Source organism: Enterococcus sp. 9D6_DIV0238 (assembly GCF_002174455.2).
GTDB classification, from domain to species: Bacteria; Bacillota; Bacilli; order Lactobacillales; family Enterococcaceae; genus Enterococcus_L; species Enterococcus_L dunnyi.
This window is the reverse complement of the sequence record NZ_CP147246.1, coordinates 1,229,587-1,247,961: the sequence shown is the minus strand read 5'-3', so window position 1 is coordinate 1,247,961 and position 18,375 is coordinate 1,229,587. Positions and strand designations below refer to the sequence as shown.

At 36.7% G+C, this 18,375-nt stretch carries 25 protein-coding genes, 1 tRNA gene, 1 pseudogene and 1 other annotated feature; of the genes and pseudogenes, 24 read left to right on the top strand and 3 right to left on the bottom strand.

What is annotated here, in order from left to right:
• The first annotated feature begins 14 nt into the window (after positions 1 to 14).
• Genes A5889_RS05945 through A5889_RS05930 form a run of 4 tightly spaced genes read left to right on the top strand, consistent with a single transcriptional unit; the run spans position 15 to position 1,937 of the window.
• Positions 15 to 890, top strand: coding sequence for a phage baseplate upper protein (locus tag A5889_RS05945; protein ID WP_087640998.1), 876 nt, complete (start codon positions 15 to 17; stop codon positions 888 to 890).
• A complete protein-coding gene (locus A5889_RS05940) occupies positions 890 to 1,120 on the top strand; it encodes a hypothetical protein (protein ID WP_087640999.1) in 231 nt (76 codons plus the stop codon). Before A5889_RS05945 ends, A5889_RS05940 begins: the two co-directional genes overlap by 1 nt.
• Positions 1,117 to 1,410 (top strand): collagen-like protein, encoded by a 294-nt coding sequence (locus A5889_RS05935; RefSeq protein WP_087641000.1) that lies wholly within the window; start codon positions 1,117 to 1,119, stop codon positions 1,408 to 1,410. Before A5889_RS05940 ends, A5889_RS05935 begins: the two co-directional genes overlap by 4 nt.
• Complete coding sequence (locus tag A5889_RS05930) at positions 1,410 to 1,937, top strand: hypothetical protein (RefSeq protein ID WP_087641001.1); 528 nt, start codon at positions 1,410 to 1,412, stop codon at positions 1,935 to 1,937. Before A5889_RS05935 ends, A5889_RS05930 begins: the two co-directional genes overlap by 1 nt.
• Positions 1,938 to 2,015: 78 nt before the next feature.
• Here A5889_RS05930 and A5889_RS05925 read toward each other — a convergent pair.
• Positions 2,016 to 2,089, bottom strand: a tRNA-Arg gene (locus tag A5889_RS05925).
• Positions 2,090 to 2,258: 169 nt separating this feature from the next.
• Positions 2,259 to 2,334, top strand: a sequence feature (ribosomal protein L21 leader region).
• Between the two features lie 19 nt (positions 2,335 to 2,353).
• Between A5889_RS05925 and rplU the strand changes: the two genes are divergently transcribed.
• From rplU to rpmA, 3 genes are read left to right on the top strand one after another with little or no spacing between them, the layout of a single operon-like run.
• Positions 2,354 to 2,662: a 50S ribosomal protein L21 gene (gene rplU / locus A5889_RS05920; protein ID WP_069661579.1), complete on the top strand. Its 309-nt coding sequence runs from the start codon at positions 2,354 to 2,356 to the stop codon at positions 2,660 to 2,662.
• 34 nt (positions 2,663 to 2,696) lie between these two features.
• Positions 2,697 to 3,041 carry a ribosomal-processing cysteine protease Prp gene (locus A5889_RS05915; RefSeq protein ID WP_087641002.1) on the top strand — a complete coding sequence of 115 codons (345 nt, stop codon included), beginning with the start codon at positions 2,697 to 2,699 and terminating at the stop codon, positions 3,039 to 3,041.
• Positions 3,042 to 3,053: 12 nt separating this feature from the next.
• Positions 3,054 to 3,341: a 50S ribosomal protein L27 gene (rpmA, locus tag A5889_RS05910; RefSeq protein WP_071876565.1), complete on the top strand. Its 288-nt coding sequence runs from the start codon at positions 3,054 to 3,056 to the stop codon at positions 3,339 to 3,341.
• Between the two features lie 87 nt (positions 3,342 to 3,428).
• Here the strand turns inward: rpmA and A5889_RS05905 are convergent.
• A pseudogene (locus A5889_RS05905) lies at positions 3,429 to 3,644 on the bottom strand (tyrosine-type recombinase/integrase); the annotation flags it as partial.
• Here A5889_RS05905 and A5889_RS05900 point away from each other — a divergent pair.
• From A5889_RS05900 to A5889_RS05870, 7 genes are all read left to right on the top strand, one after another.
• Entirely contained in the window at positions 3,581 to 4,075 is a 495-nt protein-coding gene (locus tag A5889_RS05900; RefSeq protein ID WP_087641004.1) for a lytic exoenzyme target recognition domain-containing protein, read from the top strand. The pseudogene A5889_RS05905 and the gene A5889_RS05900 overlap by 64 nt on opposite strands.
• Positions 4,076 to 4,390: 315 nt before the next feature.
• Positions 4,391 to 4,675 (top strand): hypothetical protein, encoded by a 285-nt coding sequence (locus tag A5889_RS05895; RefSeq protein ID WP_207114621.1) that lies wholly within the window; start codon positions 4,391 to 4,393, stop codon positions 4,673 to 4,675.
• Positions 4,676 to 4,741: 66 nt separating this feature from the next.
• On the top strand, positions 4,742 to 5,932 hold the full coding sequence (locus tag A5889_RS05890; protein ID WP_087641005.1) for a C47 family peptidase: 1,191 nt from the start codon (positions 4,742 to 4,744) through the stop codon (positions 5,930 to 5,932).
• A gap of 396 nt (positions 5,933 to 6,328) precedes the next feature.
• Positions 6,329 to 8,086 (top strand): hypothetical protein, encoded by a 1,758-nt coding sequence (locus A5889_RS05885; protein ID WP_087641006.1) that lies wholly within the window; start codon positions 6,329 to 6,331, stop codon positions 8,084 to 8,086.
• A gap of 123 nt (positions 8,087 to 8,209) precedes the next feature.
• Positions 8,210 to 8,680: a DUF2798 domain-containing protein gene (locus A5889_RS05880; RefSeq protein ID WP_087641007.1), complete on the top strand. Its 471-nt coding sequence runs from the start codon at positions 8,210 to 8,212 to the stop codon at positions 8,678 to 8,680.
• A gap of 121 nt (positions 8,681 to 8,801) precedes the next feature.
• Positions 8,802 to 9,206, top strand: coding sequence for a pyridoxamine 5'-phosphate oxidase family protein (locus tag A5889_RS05875; protein ID WP_087641008.1), 405 nt, complete (start codon positions 8,802 to 8,804; stop codon positions 9,204 to 9,206).
• 162 nt (positions 9,207 to 9,368) lie between these two features.
• Complete coding sequence (locus A5889_RS05870) at positions 9,369 to 9,518, top strand: hypothetical protein (RefSeq protein WP_087641009.1); 150 nt, start codon at positions 9,369 to 9,371, stop codon at positions 9,516 to 9,518.
• A gap of 52 nt (positions 9,519 to 9,570) precedes the next feature.
• Here the strand turns inward: A5889_RS05870 and A5889_RS05865 are convergent, their stop codons facing one another.
• Positions 9,571 to 10,383, bottom strand: a complete 813-nt coding sequence (locus tag A5889_RS05865; protein ID WP_087641010.1) for a metallophosphoesterase — start codon at positions 10,381 to 10,383, stop codon at positions 9,571 to 9,573.
• A 217-nt stretch (positions 10,384 to 10,600) separates the two neighbouring features.
• Here A5889_RS05865 and A5889_RS05860 point away from each other — a divergent pair, with 217 nt between their 5' ends.
• The 10 genes from A5889_RS05860 (at position 10,601) to A5889_RS05815 (ending at position 18,218) form a co-directional block, all read left to right on the top strand.
• Positions 10,601 to 11,053, top strand: coding sequence for an acyltransferase family protein (locus A5889_RS05860; RefSeq protein ID WP_176372833.1), 453 nt, complete (start codon positions 10,601 to 10,603; stop codon positions 11,051 to 11,053).
• A gap of 248 nt (positions 11,054 to 11,301) precedes the next feature.
• The gene (locus tag A5889_RS05855; RefSeq protein WP_140405334.1) at positions 11,302 to 11,658 is read left to right on the top strand and encodes a hypothetical protein; all 357 of its coding nucleotides are present in this window, start codon (positions 11,302 to 11,304) and stop codon (positions 11,656 to 11,658) included.
• 141 nt (positions 11,659 to 11,799) lie between these two features.
• Positions 11,800 to 12,864, top strand: coding sequence for a M24 family metallopeptidase (locus A5889_RS05850; protein WP_087641545.1), 1,065 nt, complete (start codon positions 11,800 to 11,802; stop codon positions 12,862 to 12,864).
• A 153-nt stretch (positions 12,865 to 13,017) separates the two neighbouring features.
• Positions 13,018 to 13,443, top strand: coding sequence for an Asp23/Gls24 family envelope stress response protein (locus tag A5889_RS05845; RefSeq protein WP_087641013.1), 426 nt, complete (start codon positions 13,018 to 13,020; stop codon positions 13,441 to 13,443).
• Complete coding sequence (nusB, locus tag A5889_RS05840) at positions 13,436 to 13,882, top strand: transcription antitermination factor NusB (protein WP_087641014.1); 447 nt, start codon at positions 13,436 to 13,438, stop codon at positions 13,880 to 13,882. Before A5889_RS05845 ends, nusB begins: the two co-directional genes overlap by 8 nt.
• 174 nt (positions 13,883 to 14,056) lie before the next feature.
• The gene (locus A5889_RS05835) at positions 14,057 to 14,902 is read left to right on the top strand and encodes a bifunctional methylenetetrahydrofolate dehydrogenase/methenyltetrahydrofolate cyclohydrolase (RefSeq protein WP_087641015.1); all 846 of its coding nucleotides are present in this window, start codon (positions 14,057 to 14,059) and stop codon (positions 14,900 to 14,902) included.
• A gap of 9 nt (positions 14,903 to 14,911) precedes the next feature.
• Positions 14,912 to 16,255, top strand: coding sequence for an exodeoxyribonuclease VII large subunit (gene xseA / locus A5889_RS05830; RefSeq protein ID WP_087641016.1), 1,344 nt, complete (start codon positions 14,912 to 14,914; stop codon positions 16,253 to 16,255).
• A gap of 4 nt (positions 16,256 to 16,259) precedes the next feature.
• Positions 16,260 to 16,499: an exodeoxyribonuclease VII small subunit gene (locus A5889_RS05825; protein ID WP_087641017.1), complete on the top strand. Its 240-nt coding sequence runs from the start codon at positions 16,260 to 16,262 to the stop codon at positions 16,497 to 16,499.
• The gene (locus A5889_RS05820) at positions 16,499 to 17,389 is read left to right on the top strand and encodes a polyprenyl synthetase family protein (protein ID WP_087641018.1); all 891 of its coding nucleotides are present in this window, start codon (positions 16,499 to 16,501) and stop codon (positions 17,387 to 17,389) included. The genes A5889_RS05825 and A5889_RS05820 overlap by 1 nt, the downstream gene beginning before the upstream one ends.
• 13 nt (positions 17,390 to 17,402) lie before the next feature.
• Positions 17,403 to 18,218 (top strand): TlyA family RNA methyltransferase, encoded by an 816-nt coding sequence (locus tag A5889_RS05815; protein ID WP_087641019.1) that lies wholly within the window; start codon positions 17,403 to 17,405, stop codon positions 18,216 to 18,218.
• The last annotated feature ends 157 nt before the right edge of the window (positions 18,219 to 18,375 follow it).

Genomic DNA, 18,375 nt, shown 5'->3' with positions numbered 1-18,375 from the left:
AAAGGAGTGAGTGAATGTCTATCGTTTATCCAATTTTTTTATCCATCACACAATCGAATGACAACATTCCAACGATGGTCATTCGTCAATTTGACGAAGGCACTCAAGTGTTGGATGTTACGATCACAGAACACGGCAAACCAAAAGACATTTCAAATTTAACTCCCTTTTTCTGTGTGAAACAAGGACATCATGCCGGCTTAGGACTATCTGAACAGAAAGTGACTAAGATCATTGATGCAAAAAAAGGGAAAATTCAATATACATTAACCAATTATGATATGCAGTCAGTGGGAGAAAATACAGCCTACTTCAGCTTTAGAGAACTCCAAAAGGATCTAAGCTGGCGTCAGCAATTTTCAACAAGAGATTTTGCTTATCAAGTAAAAGAAAGTATTTACGAAGATGGAATCAAAGACAGTAATTATATTTGGACCTTTGAAGAAATCTTACGCTATTTTACAGAATGGGTGAAAACCTGTCAGGAAATTTATGATGACTGGTATCTCGTTGCACAAGCAGAATTACAGCGGATCATCAATGAATTTCAAGGATGGATCACGTCAAATCAGGAGCGTTTCGATCAGTGGACTGCTGTTAAAAGAGCAGCCTTCGATGAGTGGTTTGCTTCTATTAAAACCATTCTAGATGAGAACGCAGCGGGGAATCTGCTGAATTTGATCGAAGAGCTAAAACAATCTCATTTCACGTTGAAAAGCGGAGAAACAGGTATTTTACGAACGATTCGTGATGATAAATTCAGCTTGAACCATGGTATGACAAAAGTAGGGACAGTGCCGCATAAAAAAGAAGCTTCAGCATTGGTCATTGCTGAAATCGACAGTCAAAAACAAGATACATTCTTTTTACGAAAGGTGGGCTCCGTTTAATGGCAAATGAAGTAGAAATCAAAAAAGTTATGGAAACAGATCCAGCAGGTGTGAAACGCCAAGTGTTTCCGGAAACGCATGTAAGTGCGATTCTAGGATTTGAGAGTATCGAAAATGTAGGAACAGGTGTGACCTCTATCAATGGTAAAACAGGAGATATCACACTGACAGCAAAGGATTTAGGCGTTGAAGGAACAGGAATCACAATAGATAAGGTGGGATCAGTATGACAGATATCGTTGAATTAAAAAGCGATGGCGTCGTTGTCTATCCAAAAACGCATGTAAGTGCAGTTGAAGGGATCACAACGATCAAAGGGGAAAAAGGAGAAACGGGTCCAGCAGGCCCGCAAGGACTAACAGGAGCACAAGGAGCAACTGGCCCTCAAGGACCTGCTGGAACAAATGCAACAACGACTGCTGCTGCAACTCAAACAGTAAACGGGTTGATGAGTGCGGCAGATAAGAAAAAATTAGATACATTACCAACAATAACATTTAATAAGGTGGGATCAGTATAATGGCAGATATCGTACAATTAGAAGAAAAAGGGAATTTACTTTATCCGAAGACACATACAAGCGCGATTGATGGACTAGATGAAACATTGGTGAAAAAAACGGGTGATGAAGATATTGCTGGGGTGAAGAATTTTACGAGTGTTCCACAAATCAACAATGTTCCTATTGCAGTTGATAAGGGTACGGTTTACAAGGAAATTACTTTAGATTCAACAGTTAATGCCAATATTAAAAGTGGGTATATACGACTTTGGCGTATAGGAAACATGGTTATAGTCGGATCATATTTGACTATTACAGGTCCTGTACGATGGGTGAACGTTGCGAAGATACCTGAAGGATTTGAACCACATAGTACAGGTAGTTTTGGTATATCTTATGGATCTACAGGTGGTGAGCAGATTCCTGCTACCTTATATATGGCTGGCAGTAACTTTAGGGTGTTAACTACTAGTACCATTCCATCAGCAGAATATCCATTTCAAGGATCTGGAATTTATTATACGGAAAAAGAATTTCCTAGTTAAGTCATTGAAATATAAGTTTTAAAAAGCACAGAATGAACAATTTATTGTTCATTCTGTGCTTTTTATAATTCGGTACTATACGCCAAGAGAGATTCGAACTCCCGACCGCTCGCTTAGAAGGCGAGTGCTCTATCCAGCTGAGCTATTGGCGCATGAATAACACGACAAAATTTATTATAATGAACATGTAAAACAAAGTCAATCATTAATTAGAAATAACGCTAAAGTTTTTTTAGAAGCAGAGAAAGTAACGGAAAACTCAAGTTTTCATTGACTCTCTTACCTTATTTTGATATAGTATTACTGTTGTAATTGTGGTCTCCACAGCTACAACCGCACAGAACAAGTCTTAAGCATGAGATCCTCATCACTTGGGATGGCGAGTCTAAGTTTAGAAGAAGGAGGTGCTGTATAGCATGTACGCAATTATCAAAACTGGTGGTAAACAAGTAAAAGTTGAGGTAGGTCAAGCAATTTACGTTGAAAAATTAGACGTAGAAGCTGGCGAAAAAGTTGTTTTTGACGAAGTTATCTTAGTAGGTGGCGAATCTACGAAAGTAGGAGCTCCAACTGTTGCAGGTGCAACTGTCGAAGGAACTGTTGAAAAACACGGCAAACAAAAGAAAGTCGTTACTTTCAAATACAAACCTAAAAAACACACTCACCGTAAACAAGGTCACCGTCAACCGTATACAAAAGTCGTGATCGAAGCAATCAACGCATAATTCTTTTAAGTTGCATAGGAAAGAAGGCCTATCAATGATTAAAAGTTCTTTTAAACGAAATGATGCAGGTCAGATCATTTCTTTTGAAGTAACCGGGCATGCTGAATCAGGACCCTATGGCAGTGACATCGTTTGTGCAGCAGTTTCTGCATTAACGATCAGTACAGTCAATGGGATCGATGCTCTAGCAGGTTTTGAACCGATCGTTGAAACCAATGAAGCTGAAGGTGGCTACCTTTATGTTGAAATGATTTCAAAAGCGAATCAGGAACAAACCAATATTGCCCAAATTCTCTTGGAAAATCTTTTATTAGGTTTACAAGCAATCGAACAAGAAAACCTTGAATTTATTCAAGTCAAAACTATAAATGAAAAATAGGAGGTGCAGACGATGTTACTAAATATGAATTTACAATTATTCGCCCATAAAAAAGGTGGAGGTTCTACTTCCAACGGACGTGATTCAGAATCTAAACGCTTAGGCGCTAAGAGTGCTGATGGCCAAACTGTTACTGGTGGATCAATTTTATACCGTCAACGCGGAACTAAAATTTATCCAGGAGCTAACGTAGGTATTGGTGGCGATGACACTTTATTTGCTAAAGTTGATGGTGTAGTACGTTTCGAACGTAAAGGCCGTGACAAAAAACAAGTGTCTGTTTATCCAGTGGCAAATTAATAATAAGCTGAATCCTTTGTGCTGCAAGGGATTTGGCTATTTTTTTTGTTTTAAAATAATTATTGACCATACATTTGACCATACTTTCTAAAAATCGACATATCGTATCAATTTATCAGTTGTTTTTTCTTTTTGATCATCGGATAGATGAGTATAGATATCTAAATTTGTTTTAATGTTTGAGTGTCCTAGACGTTCAGCAACTGCTTTATCCGTCGCTTGGGCATTGTAAAGCATAGATGCATGTGTATGATGAAAGCCATGTAATCCGATATCAGGTAGTTTGGCTTTGCTTTGATAAATTTTATTATTTACATGTCAATCGACCTAGTTATTTTGAAGTATGGCGATTAAAAAAAGACGTAGAGAGCAATAGACCTACATCGCCAACACCAAACAAACGCCGACACGCCTACAAGGTAGATGATATCCAATTTATCAATGGCTTATGGCAAATCCGCTGTAACTCATTAGCGCCTGCAGGTTTTGACTGGACAGACAACGACATCAATGCGACAGACGTTGATATGATTGATTCAGCTACTGGAGCAATGCTAGCTGATCAAGAAACGATTAGACCTGGTATGTACTTTGCATTTAACGAAAGTAGAGTAGCAGATACAGGGGAAGTCGTAAAAGATCATGGCTATGACTATCACAAGTTCAACTTTGCGTCGCCTACGGGGGCGGTATGGTTGGTTCGTGGCAGTAAACAACAATTAGTATATGGCTAATTAAACAGGAAATCTAATTTCTTGTGTGTGATTTCTAATAGTAGTATATTTAACTTATACTAGCAACAACCCTATTTATTTTTTCATTTTACCTTAGGGTAAAACTCCTTTAGCTCCTATCTCTTACGAGACGGGAGCTTTTTTTGTTTGCTCTTATTTATATCTCTTACATTATGTGTTAAAATGTATTGTACATCATGTTATTTCAGAAAGTGAGGAGAATTAGTGAAGAGATTATCTGTAATTTTAGTAGTTCTAATATGTTTGATTAGTCTTAGTAGTTGTAAAACAGAAAGAAAAGAGGAGGCCTCAGATATGTTTTTAAAGACTTGGAAAGGCAAAGGGGAAGACTCGATATATGAATTAAATCTTGTTAGATCGGGGAATGAACATATCGTCGCAGAATTGTTTGAAAATAGTGTTCAGAAGTATAAATATACTTGTGTTGTAGATACAGTTACAAAAGATACCATGATTCTCAAATATGAAAAAATGGTTTTAACATTTAAGTTATCAGATAATGAAATGATATATACAAAAAGTATTGATGGAACTGAAGGTATTGAGGGGACTGGTAAACCGATCCAGTTTGACAAATAAATCGCTTTTAGATATTATTAATTTAATATTAGAAATAATATTAATACTATTAGTAAGGAGTTTTATATGAAAAAAATAGTTTTGTCAATGTTGCTTTTATTTGGAGCAGTTTCATTTCAAGATGTAACTGCAAACGCCACTGAAGGTGCAGATGTTATTATCCAAACTGAATCTGTATCAGGAGAAGTGGATCAATTTGCGAAAAACGATTTTGGACTCGCACTGACATCAATATTGTTTTTAGAAGGCAATAATATAAGTGCATCCGATTATTCATTAGGGTCAGCTTTTTCAATGTTCGATGGAGAAAAAACAGAAACAGGAACTGTGTACTATCCAGTTTATCTAGATGGAAAACTAGAGTTTCTTTATTCAGTGCGTAAAAACGAACTTGGGGAATATGTTTCATCAGTTTCTCGTTTTCTAGTAAATGAGGTTAATGCTGCAATTGATTCTGCTAATGGCGAGCCTATTTCTTTTTTTGTAAAAGAGGATGATATCTTTTATAAAATAAACGACACAATTGAAAAAATATTTGAAGCACCTATAGATGAATTCTCAAATAAAAAAAGTGAAACCACCGAACTTACAATAGAAGATGCAAATGAGACATTACAGTCAGCAGAGAGTAATGTTGAAGAAAAGGATATATCTGAACAAACGGATTTTGTTAAGCAAGATAATATTTCAAAAAATTCTAAGTTATCACGTTCAAGTGTTAGTACAGCAAAAAATTATGCGATGATAAATTGGAAAATTAATGAAACTCAAGGAGATGTTCCGTGGTGTGCTGCTTTTGTTACTGCTGCTATTTTGAGTAATAAGGTAGATGCTCGTGCAACAAGAGCGGTTGATATTGTGAATTATTCATATCCTAAACTAACAGCAAAACAGAGGGAACAAAATGGTGTTTCTCCACAACAGATACTTGCTTATGCAAACTACAGAAAAACATATCCAAAAATAGTAGAAAGTACAGTATCACACAGTGTGATAGAAAGCAATTTACGCAAAGGAAATGCTTTGTATCTTGGTGGAATTGGTTATGGAAGTCAGACCAGTAAATCTAGACATGCATTTGCTTTATATGGCTGGGTGGATAATGAGAACCCAAGTGGTGGGAAGCCCTATAGAGTGTATTATGTATGGAACCCTTGGTGGAACTATCCTATGACAGTTCAGGGGAATACTCTTCCAATAACAATTCCTGTTCCAGGTGGAGGGTATACTTGGTATAGAACAATTTATAATTTTTAATATGAATGATTTAAAAGGACTTCGATGTTTGAAGTCCTTTTTGCGAAAATAACAACTATACTAATTTGATGGTGTGGATAAAGAAATGACCATACTTTATCAAAAATAGTGGAAAATGATAGAACTTATCATATCGTAGAAAATGCGACGACTAGCTGTTTGTTCAATGATGGAAAACAATGGAAAACATTAATTTTAAAGTGTCTGTTTATCCAGTGGCTCAATAATTTTTGAATGTAAAAACTCTGTCTCTCGCTTAATGAGAGACAGAGTTTTTTTAATTTTTATCCAATGATATAGGGTAAAACAATCTTACTTCATTCTTCACTAGGAGAAGAAAAAGCTTTATGGTATGATAGATTTGTTTGGTACAAATGTTTAAGCGGAGGCTAAAAAATGTTTAAATTCTCATCAATAAATAACTCGAGAAAGCAGATTTTTCAAGCAATTATTATGATTGGGCTATTATCTTTTTTAATGCTTTCTCCCCAATTATATAAGCATGCATTGATTGTCTCTAATGATTTTCTATTCCATATGAATCGTTTTTATGATCTAAGTCAGCAATTAAAGACAGGTCATTTTAATTACTTTCAATCTTTATATGGGTTTGCTCAGTCTGGTAGAATCGTTAATGCAATGTACGGTATGGATTTTGCTTTTATACAAGCAATTATATTGGCTATTTTTGGTACTTGGTTCAAGTTTCAATTAGTTTCATCGTTCTTATGTTTTTTTGTCAGTGGAATATCGATGTATAGTCTGACGCGCTACGCAAAAGTTGACCATTCTTATTCTCTAGTAGCAGCTATTTTTTATATGTCGACCTCAACAATTGCTTACTATGCACTAGTAACAAATTTTTCTGGTTGGGGAGCGGCTTTTTTACCGCTGGCTTTTCTTCCAGTAGTTTATATGTTCCAAAATAAAGAACGACCGATCAAACCTTTATTATTGGGAATACCAATAGCACTGTTGCTTTCTGTTCACTTATTTTCAACTGTGTTGGCTGTATTGGCTTTGATTCCTTTTTATATTTATACTTTTTTTACTTGTAGAAATAAACTGGTTATGATCAAAGATACATTGTTAGCTATTTTTGTTGCTGTCCTACTTTCTGCTAACACGTTTGGTGCTATATATGATTTATCAGGTGATGACTTGATTAGCCCTTATGCGGTTAAGGATATGATGGCAAATAGCACTTCTTTTTCAATTGGAGTGCCCGGATGGGCAACTCTTGGATTGATTTTTTCTTTCTTGTTCATTTTTCAGGCAGTTTCAACAGGTGTCTTTTGGAAGCAACTTTCTCATTTTGAACGATTACTTAATTCAGTGGGAATTTTCTTTTTATTCCTTTCTTCAAAATTCGTTCCTTGGAATAGTATCGCAGCTCGATTTACGTTTATTCAATCGATGCAATTCCCCCAAAGATTTGTTTGTGTGGCGTGCATTTTACTGTTATTAGGTTGGGCAATTAGGATGCAGAAAATGAGTGAGAATCCATCTATAAACAATCAATCAGTTCAGAGAATTGCTATGATTTTCTTTGCTACACTAGCACTTATTAGCTGTAATAATATTAATTTACAAATTTCTTCAAGTTCAGATGCATGGAGTTCAGATCAACCTATCAAAGATAAAGCGGCAACAATTATTGAAAGCGATCCGGAAAAAATTCGACAAGCTTTTGGTGGAAATAATCCTTTAGGAACTGCTTTTAAAGCTGTTGATAAATCGACGGCTGATTATTTGCCAAGATATACTGATGAACAATTTAAGACATACGGAACCTATGCAGAAGAAATTCTTCAAAATGAAGTGAATGTAACAAAAAAAATAACATCCGACAACCGAATAGAATTAACGTGGGAAAATAAGTTGCCAAATGATACGACGTTACTTCCAGTAACCATCTATAACAGAACTTCCGTAGAGTTAAATGGTAAAAAATTATCAAAAGAAAGATATGAAGTTTCTAATATTGGCAGTCTGATCATAAAAGCTCCTAAAGGAGAAAATACAGTTGTTGTAGGATATGACCCTAGTATTATCTTCAAAATATCTATAGTTATTAAGGTTTTATCTTTGTTAGTTTTGTTGACCTATGGAGTAAAAGCTTTTATGAAATACTCTTTTAAAAATAAGAAGTAAAATAAAACTCTGGTAGTCTGAATTGTTTTTAGAGACTACTAGAGTATTTTTTTGAAAAAAAACTTACGAGAAAATTTTTTTTATGGTAGCATAATCTCTGTTATGAAAAAAAGGAGTGTATGTATGCCGAAAACAAAAAAAGAAAGTTTATTTTTTACAACGATTGTCTGTTTTTCCATGGTCTTTTCAATGAGTCTTTATAATCTAGTGTTGCATGAGCAATTGTCATGGAGTCATCTTCTAGGTGGTCTAGTACCTGGTTTTCTAGTGGCTTTTTTAGTTGATGTGTTCGTTGTAGCAAATGCTGCAAAGAAAATCGCTTTTTCATTGCCGATCAATAGAGAAAAGCAGCTTCATATGGTTGTTGCTGTTTCTAGCTGTATGGTGCTTGGAATGGTCTTTTTCATGTCCATTTACGGTGTCGTGGTTCAAACTGGTATTACAGAAGAATTTTTTAGTAACTATATTGGAGCTTTCAGTCAGAATTTAGTGATGGCTTTACCTTTGCAACTATTGATCGTTGGACCTATATGCCGCTTGATTTTGAAGAAAAGTCGACAAGCTAATTGGTTACGACAAGAATCAGTCAAGTAATCAGCACGAAAAAAACAGTCGTTCAATCTCTCAACTGCATTTCAAAAGGGTTTAGCTTTTCAAAAATAGCAGATAGTTGCTATAATTGAGTGAATAGCGATAAAAAAGGAGGCCTTTAGAAATGGAGATACATGAGCGAATTGTGAGATTACTAAATTCCAGTAAGGTATTTTTACTTGCAACCATCGATAAAAGGGAATTTCCAACAGTGATTACCGTATCCGCACCCTTATGGAGAGAGGGACTGTTGAAATTACAATTTTATTTGGATGGGGAAGGGGAAACGGTCAAAAATATTCGTTCTAACCCCAATGGGTCTGTTTGTTGCTATGAAGAAATTGCTCATGAAAGTTTGCTGCTAAAAGGGAAATTTTCTGTTGAAGAAGTGGGTTCTAAAGGTGAGATCACATCTAGGTTGTCTGACTATCAAAAAGAGTTAAATCATCAAGCACCTGTCTTGGTGACATTTGAAACTTGGACAGCAAGAATCCATATGGATAAAAAAACAAAAGATATCATTGTTTAACAAATCAATGAAAAGGAATAAGCCTGGGCATTTTTTGCTTAAGGCTTTTTTCTTTTTTCTTAATAACTCTTCATAAAATATTCGAACCAATTTATGCTTTCGTTAAGGTTTCTCAGCTATAGTTATCCTATGATCAAAAAGCAACACAGAGGAGGGAAGGCAATGTACGCTGTAAAAGTATTACATGGATATATCAGTAAAGACGGACAACGTACAAGAGATAAAAATCAAGCACGAGTCTTTGGTGATAAACGCTTCGCAGAAAAATTTGCTGATAAAATTGGTGGACGAGTCAAAGAATTTTCTAGATAAATAAACAGGAAAAAGATAGGACGAAATTCTTAGAATTTCGTCCTATCTTTTTTTAAATATACAGATCAAATACAGCGATTTCCGGTGGCACTCTAAACCGAGCAGGAATTTTTGTTGTCCCTAATCCTGTATTGACATAAAGTGTCGTGTCATTTGTTAAATTGTAGAAGCCACTAAAATATTTTTCTGCCATGATATTTTTGATGGTTATAAATGGAAGGTTGATTTGACCACCATGACTGTGACCGGATAAGATCAGCTGTATATCTTGGTCCACTAGTTGATCAGCTACATCCGGCTCATGACTAAGTAAAATCGTGTAGTCACTTTGACGTTCGCTCAAAGCTTCTTCGATCGACGAGTTACCTAATAAAGAATCATCTAAACCACTGATAAAAACACTTTTTCCATCTGCAAGAGCAATATTCATCCCTGAATTTTCCAGTAATTGAAAACCAGCTCCAGCTAATATCTCTGGATAAACACGAGCAGCGCCGCCACCATAATCATGATTGCCCCAAACAGCGAATTTTCCTAAAGGTGCAGTTAATCGACTTAAGGCAGCTGTGACATCCTCTATAGGTCCGTACTTTGCATAGTTATCAAATAGATCACCAGTAAATAAGATAATATCCGGTTTTTCCTGATTCACCTTTGTAACAATTTTTTCAAGCTGGGCTACTGGATAGTTTTCTTGAATATGGATGTCTGAAAGTTGAACAACTTTCAGTGATTTTTGTCCTTGATTATCGCCAAGAGTATAGTTGTGAGTGACGATTCGTTTTGGTTCTATAAAAAAAGCATAGAAGACCATGCTGATGATCGAAAAAAAGAATAATATGAAAAAAATTGCTTGCTTCTTCATCCGTAACCTCACTTTCTAACGCAATTCTATCAAAAATAGCTTAAAAAAGAGTAAAGCTAGCTGCTAGATTAAAAAATTTAGAATAAATTAGAATTTTAATTTTTTTATAACTGAAAAATCATAATAGGTAAAAAAATATGATATAATAAGATTTATTTAGTGTTTTTTTCTTTTAGTTTTATTTATGAGATCGACTCGAGCTAGGAGTTGTTGTTGGTTGAGACAAAAAAATGTTTCGTTTGAATGTATGAGAATCATTGCTTTTCTAATGGTTGTTTTTAATCACGTATTTCATTATTTATTCTACGGATTAGATCTTTCGTATGAGTGGAATGTGACAGCTGTATTAATGGTGATCGTTAAACCGGTGGTACCACTTTTTATGATGATGTCAGGTGCTTTATTGTTAAGAAGAGAGTATTCTTCAAAAGAACTTCGTAATAAGATTATCAGTGTTGTGGTGACGTTGCTGTTGTTTTCTCTAGTGTATTTTTATTTTGATCCTGAATTGAAAGGAACAGATCAAACCTTCATTCTTTTATTTTTAAATGGACGGGTCAGTAATGCACTCTGGTACATGTATGTATATTTGGGCTTCTTACTATTTCTACCATTTATAAAAAAATGGTGGATTCCTTTAATGAAAAAGATTATAGAAGCTTTTTTCTAGTACTGTTTCTTTTGTCCATGGTTTTTCCTTATCTACTGAGATTTTTAGGAGCAGATATTTCAGAAACAGATTTTTTTAAATTTGTGTTTAGTCCATATCTATTGTACTTTGTTTTTGGTCATTATTTTATCAATGTCAAAAAAGGAACCCTTGATCTGCTTAAAAATCGCAGTTATCTTCTTCCACTGATATATGTGGGATCAGTTGTTCTTTCCGCTCTGATGATCATTACGTCAAGATATAACATGATGGACTTTGAATTGTGGAACAATAAAGCAGACTCTTTTCAATATGGTGTGATGTCAGTAGTCTTATTTATTATGTTGGCTCGAATGAGGGTACCCTCTAAATTAATTGAAAAAGGCAGTCTATTTTTAGGCTCAAAAATCTATTTTGCTTATTTGATTTCAGATTTTGTTATTCATAATCTGTATGTTCCATTATTACAAAAATTCAATTCATTGAGTAATGTTTTAGTGCGGTTTACTGTTATTTCAATTTGTATAGCAGTTGTCTGTCTAGTATTTTCTCTAATAGCAAATGCACTAGTAGATGGATGCAAACAATTGATTAAAAGTATTAAAGATAAAGAGCAAATCGCTTAGTAAAAAATAAAATAAACGGGAACGATTTCGTAAATAAAACTAAAAGAAAAAAGTTCTTCATGATTTAATCCGAATAGGTAACAAATAACAGGAAAATTTGCTACAATTAAAGAGAACGTTATGAAGAAAGAAGGAAATGCAATGATGATCAGAGTAAATAAATTAAGAGCATTGATGAAGGAAAACAATCTAGACGCATTTTTAATCACCAGTTCGTATAATCTACGGTATTTAACAAACTTTACAGGAACTACAGGATTAGCAGTGATCACATTAGACAAAGCGTTTTTTGTCACGGATTTTCGTTATACAGAGCAAGCGGCAGCACAAGCACAAGGCTATGAAATCGTTCAAAATGCAGGACCGATCTTTGATGAGGTTGTTGCGATTGCCGAAAAAGAACAACTGAAAAATATCGCTTTTGAAGAGTTATTTGTCAGCTTCGCTGAATATAGTGTGCTGGAAGAAATCATACCGTGTGAATTAGTTCCAGTAGCTGGTTTGATCGAAGAATTACGTGAAGTGAAGGATGAAGAAGAGATTGCGATCATTGAGAAAGCATGTAGCATTGCTGATCTTGGCTTTAAACATATTTTGACAGTCATCAAACCAGGGATGACAGAAATTGAGATCGCCAATCAATTGGATTTTTATATGCGTTCATTGGGTGCGACGGGTGTTTCATTTGAAACGATCGTTGCCAGTGGTGTGCGTTCGGCTATGCCACATGGTGTTGCCAGTGAAAAAATCATTGAAAAAGGTGATTTGATCACGTTAGATTTTGGCTGCTATTACCAAGGCTATGTTTCTGATATGACACGGACTTTTGCAATTGGCGAACCTGATAGCAAGCTTAAAGAGATTTATCAAATCGTTTTAGAAGCACAATTGAAAGTTCTAGAAGAAGCAAAACCGGGCTTGACTGGTATTCAGCTAGATGCGATCGCTCGTGACCATATCGCTTCTTATGGTTATGGAGAAGCTTTTGGTCATAGTACAGGACACGGAATTGGTTTAGAGATCCACGAAGGACCCAATGTTTCCTTTAGAGCAGAGAAACAATTCGTGGCAGGTAATGTGATCACAGATGAGCCTGGGATTTATTTACCAGGACTTGGCGGTGTCAGAATCGAAGATGATCTACTGATCACGAAAGATGGCAATCGTGTATTGACACATTCACCGAAAGAATTGATTATTTTATAATTTGTAGAACACGTTTTCCTGCCACTTTTTTTGGTAGCGAAAACGATCATTTAATGATAAACTAGGTGTGAATGTAAACTTAGATAGGTATATGGACGAAAGCTTGAAAACGTAGAGAAAGTTTCTCGAACATGACTATTGAGGAGGATAAAAATGACTGACGAAAAAAATCTAGTGATTAATACAAAAGATGCTTTAGGTGAAATCGTGATCGCACCAGAAGTGATCGAAGTCATTATTGGTATTGCAGCTTCTAAAGTTGATGGCGTATATGGCATGCGCGGAACATTTGCTAATAATGTAACAGAATTCCTTGGTCGTGCTGCTCACGGCAAAGGTGTTTATTTAAGAGCCGAAGAAGAAGGCTTGAAAGTCGATATTTATTGCTACTTGAATTACGGGATCTCTGTACCGAAAGTTGCCTTAGATATGCAGGATCGTGTGAAACAGCAAGTATTGTTTATGACTGATATTGATTTAGTTGAAGTAAATATCCATGTGGTGGCAGTCGTTCCTGAAAAGCTTCCTGAGCCGGATTTTGATGAATTATTCCCAGAGGAAGAGGGAGAAAATGAGTAAGCCGAGCTTTACTCGTCATGAGATTCGTGAAAAAGCACTGCAAGCTTTATTTCCTTTGGATTTTAATATCGATTTGACGAAACAAGATGCGATTTATTATGCTTTAGAATTAGATAACCGTGATATCATCAGCGAAGATGGGGAAGAATTTGTTCCGACCTATCTAGATCTATTAGTTGGTGGTGTCTGCGACCGTAAATCAGAATTAGATGAGGTCATCAAGAAACATTTAGGCACGAATTGGACGATCAATAGGATCGCCAAAATGGATTTGATCATTTTGCGCATGGCTATTTTTGAGATGATCTATGCCGGAGATGTACCTAATACAGTGGCGTTGAATGAAGCAATTGAGTTGACCAAGAAATTCAGTGATGATCGCTCAAGAAAATTTGTCAATGGTGTACTGTCAAATGTAATGAAGGATCTTGAAGAGTAAGGGACATTTGTTTTTTTGATGAATAAAATTTAAAGTGATTAAGGATGGCTAGAAGAGTTGTTCTTAGTCACTTTTTTTGTACATGTTTTCGTTTGAGAACAGTATTATACAGTGTAAAGAGTCTCCAATCTGTGCTAAAATGAAACAATACAAACAAAAAAGAGGAGTGATCTCATGGGAGAGTTAATCAACGGTCGTGAATTAGCGGACAAGATGCAGGCGCAAATCAAAGAAGAAGTGACAGAACTTGAAAAAAAAGGGATTAAACCAGGCTTAGTCGTGTTGTTGGTCGGTGAAAATCCAGCGAGTCAAACGTATGTGAAAAACAAAGATTTAGCAGCAGCGAAAATCGGGATTCGTTCAAAGATCGAACGTTTGCCAGAAACGATTTTAGAAGCTGAGTTACTTGATGTGATCGAACGCTACAATCAAGATCCCGAATTTCATGGTATTTTGGTTCAATTACCGCTACCGAAACATATCGATGAAGAAAAAGTCTTACTTGCTGTTGATCCGAACAAAGATGTTGATGGCTTTCATCCTATGAACATGGGACACTTATTTATCGGTGAGCCGACAATGATTCCATGTACGCCATACGGCATCATGAAAATGTTTGAAGCCTATAACATCGATCTTGAAGGCAAGCGAGCTGTGGTGATCGGACGGAGTAATATCGTTGGTAAACCGATGGCCCAATTGATGATGATGAAAAATGCGACAGTGACGATCGCTCATTCTAGAACAGTAGATTTACCAGCTGTTGCTAGGGAAGCGGATATTCTTGTCGTTGCGATCGGCCGCGGTCATTTCGTGACAAAAGAGTTCGTGAAGCCTGGGGCAGTCGTCATTGATGTGGGCATGAACCGCGATGAAAACGGGAAGCTGATCGGTGATGTGAAATTTGATGAAGTCTCAGAGATCGCCAGCTATATCACGCCTGTACCAAAAGGTGTTGGCCCGATGACGATCACGATGCTGATGTATCAAACAGTCGAGGCCGCTAAAAAACAAAAGTAAGGTGAGAAGATGGAACAGCAATATTTAACAGTCACAGCTTTAACCAAATATTTAAAACGTAAATTTGATGCTGATCCATACTTAGAACGTGTATATTTAACAGGAGAAATTTCTAACTTTCGTTTACGGCCAAATGCCCATCAATACTTTAGCTTAAAAGATGATGGTGCAAAAATTTCTGCAATTATGTTTAAATCAGCTTTTCAGAAACTGAAGTTTCAGCCTAAAGAAGGAATGAAAGTCCTAGTTGTTGGCCGCGTATCTTTATATGAAAATGGTGGCTCTTATCAAATTTATGTTGAACATATGGAGCCGGATGGCGTTGGTGCGCTGTATCAGGCACTAGCTGAATTACGTGAAAAACTAGGAAAAGAAGGCTTGTTTGAAGGGCCTAAAAAAATGCTGCCTCGCTATCCTAAGCGAATTGCTGTGATCACTAGTCCTAGCGGAGCAGTCATTCGAGACATTATTACAACGGTGAAAAGAAGATATCCGATTGCTCAGTTGGTTCTGTTTCCAACCTTAGTTCAAGGGGATCAAGCAGCAGACGATATTGTTCGTAACATTCAAAAAGTGGAAGAATCGGGCACTTTTGATACAATGATCATTGGCCGCGGTGGTGGTTCGATTGAGGATCTATGGCCTTTTAATGAAGAACGTGTGGCTAGAGCAATTTATGAGGCAAAAACACCGATCATTTCTTCCGTCGGACATGAAACAGATGTAACGATCGCTGATATGGTTGCGGATGTTCGTGCTGCTACACCGACTGCAGCAGCAGAATTAGCGGTTCCTGTTTTAAATGAAGAATTGTTGAAAATCAAAGACCGCCAAACACGTTTGGAACAAAGCTTCTTATATCAATTGAAACAAAAAACAGACCGATATCAGCGCTTGAAAAATTCATACGTATTTAAACAACCTGACCGGTTATATGAAGGACAAACAATCAAGCTGGATCGAGTTACGCAGCGATTGATCCAATCAATGGAAGCTGTGTATCATCAAAAACAACGGACAGCACAAGAAATCATTGGCCAATTCAGACAGCAAAGCCCTCAAAGCCAGATCAGAGAAGGTCAGCAGCGGTTAAAATTTTTAGACGAATCTCTGCATAATCGTATGGAACAATACATGAAAGACAAACAAAAGCAGTTCAGCTCTGCAATTCAACAGCTAGACTTGCTTAGTCCATTAAAAATCATGGGACGCGGCTATAGTTATACAACAAAAGAACAGCAAGTGGTCAAATCAGTCACTGAACTAAAACCAAAAGAAAAAATCCAGATCCATTATGTCGATGGTATCGTAGAGACCATGATAGAAAAAGTTTTACCAGCGGAAGAGGAGTAGTAGTATGGCAAAAGAAAAAGCAATCGAAAAAACATTTGAAGAATCATTGACTGAACTAGAAGAGATCGTTCAGCGTTTAGAACGCGGTGATGTTCCTTTAGAAGAAGCTTTAGCGGCTTTTCAAGAAGGGATGGCATTGAGCAAACAGTGTCAGGATACCTTGCAAAAGGCTGAAAAGACCTTAACAAAAGTGATGACAGAAAATAATGAAGAAGTTCCATTCGAAGAAAGCGGGGAAGCTTGATGGAAGATTTCACCAGTTTCCGCAAGCAAAGTTTACCGCTTATCGAAAAGGAAATGGAAGATTTTATCAATCAGTACACAGCAAACGAACAATTGAAAGAAGCGATGCTATATTCGATTCGTGCTGGAGGGAAACGGTTTCGTCCACTTTTAGTTTTAGCTGTACTTCATTCATTCGATCGTCACCCACAAACACACGATTATCAAATTGCTGCGGCCTTGGAAATGATCCATACGTATTCGTTGATTCATGATGATTTGCCTGCAATGGATGATGATGATCTACGTCGTGGAAAGCCGACGAATCATAAAGTATTTGGCGAAGCTCATGCTATTTTGGCTGGGGATGGCTTATTGACAGCCGCATTTCAACTGGCGGCACTTAGTCGAATTCAATCAGATCAAAAGGTACTTTTGATCCAGCTCTTGAGTAAGGCTGCCGGAACACAAGGAATGGTTGCTGGTCAGGCTGGGGATCTTCAAGGAGAAAAACGTTCTTTGACTTTGGCTGAACTAGCGAATGTTCACGAAAAGAAAACAGGAGCGTTGATCGAATTTGCTCTTTTAGCCGGCGGGATCCTAGCTGAACAGCCGGAAGAAGTCGTTGACTTATTAGGCATTTTTGCAAAGCATTTAGGGTTAGCGTTTCAGATCAAAGATGATCTACTTGATGCGACAAGCTCAGAAGCTGAGTTAGGCAAGCAAGTTGGACGTGATGAAGCCTTAAATAAAAGCACTTATCCAAGTCTACTTGGTCTAGATGGCGCAAAAGCTGCACTAGCAGAACAGCTAACATTAGGAACGAAAACTTTAGGATCTGTCAAAGAAATCAGTAGTGAATTTCAACCAGCATTCTTACAAGAATTTTTAAATCAACTGCATTTATCATAGAAAGAAGGCACTTATGAAAAAAGAGCGCGTAGATAGTTTAGCGTTTAATCAAGGATTATTTGAAACAAGAGAAAAAGCCAAACGTGCGGTGATGGCTGGTTTAGTTTATAACGATAAAAATGAACGACTGGATAAACCTGGCGAAAAAATTTCAGCGGAAACTCCGCTTCAAGTCAAAGGCCAAACGTTACCTTATGTGTCACGTGGCGGACTAAAATTAGAAAAAGCATTGAACGTTTTCGGTATAGATGTAAAGGAGCAGACTATGTTGGATATCGGTGCATCGACAGGCGGCTTTACCGATGTTGCTTTACAAAATGGTGCTCGCTTAAGTTATGCTTTAGATGTAGGATATAATCAGCTTGCTTGGAAGATTCGACAGGATGAAAGAGTTGTTGTAATGGAACGGACAAATTTTCGTTACAGTACACCAGAAGATTTTCATGAAGGGGTACCAGATATCGCGACGATCGATGTTTCATTTATTTCTCTTAAACTGATTTTACCGCCGCTACATGCGATCCTAAAGTCTGGCGGTCAAGTAGTTGCATTGATCAAACCGCAGTTTGAGGCAGGGAAAGAGCTTGTTGGTAAAAAAGGAATCGTACGGGAACCAGAGACGCACAAACTTGTTCTCAATGATATTCTGACCTTCGCTCAAAAACATGGGTATACGATCAGCGGATTAGATTATTCACCAATTACAGGCGGTGAGGGTAATATTGAATTTTTAGCCTATTTGACTTCTGTTGAAGGAGAAGGTATCGTTGATAGCTCAGTCGATATAGATGAAACAGTTGCTGCAGCTCATCATGAATTAAAAAAATAATGGGAAATATCGTTTTATGATCGATTACGGTTTAACTTAAATAGTTAAGCCGTAATTTTTATTATACGAGCTAGTTTATTTTTCCGAATAGTATGAAGAGTGTATAAAACAGTTGTCTTTCGTAATAGGAAGGTAGCTTTTAGACTTTCAAAATGCC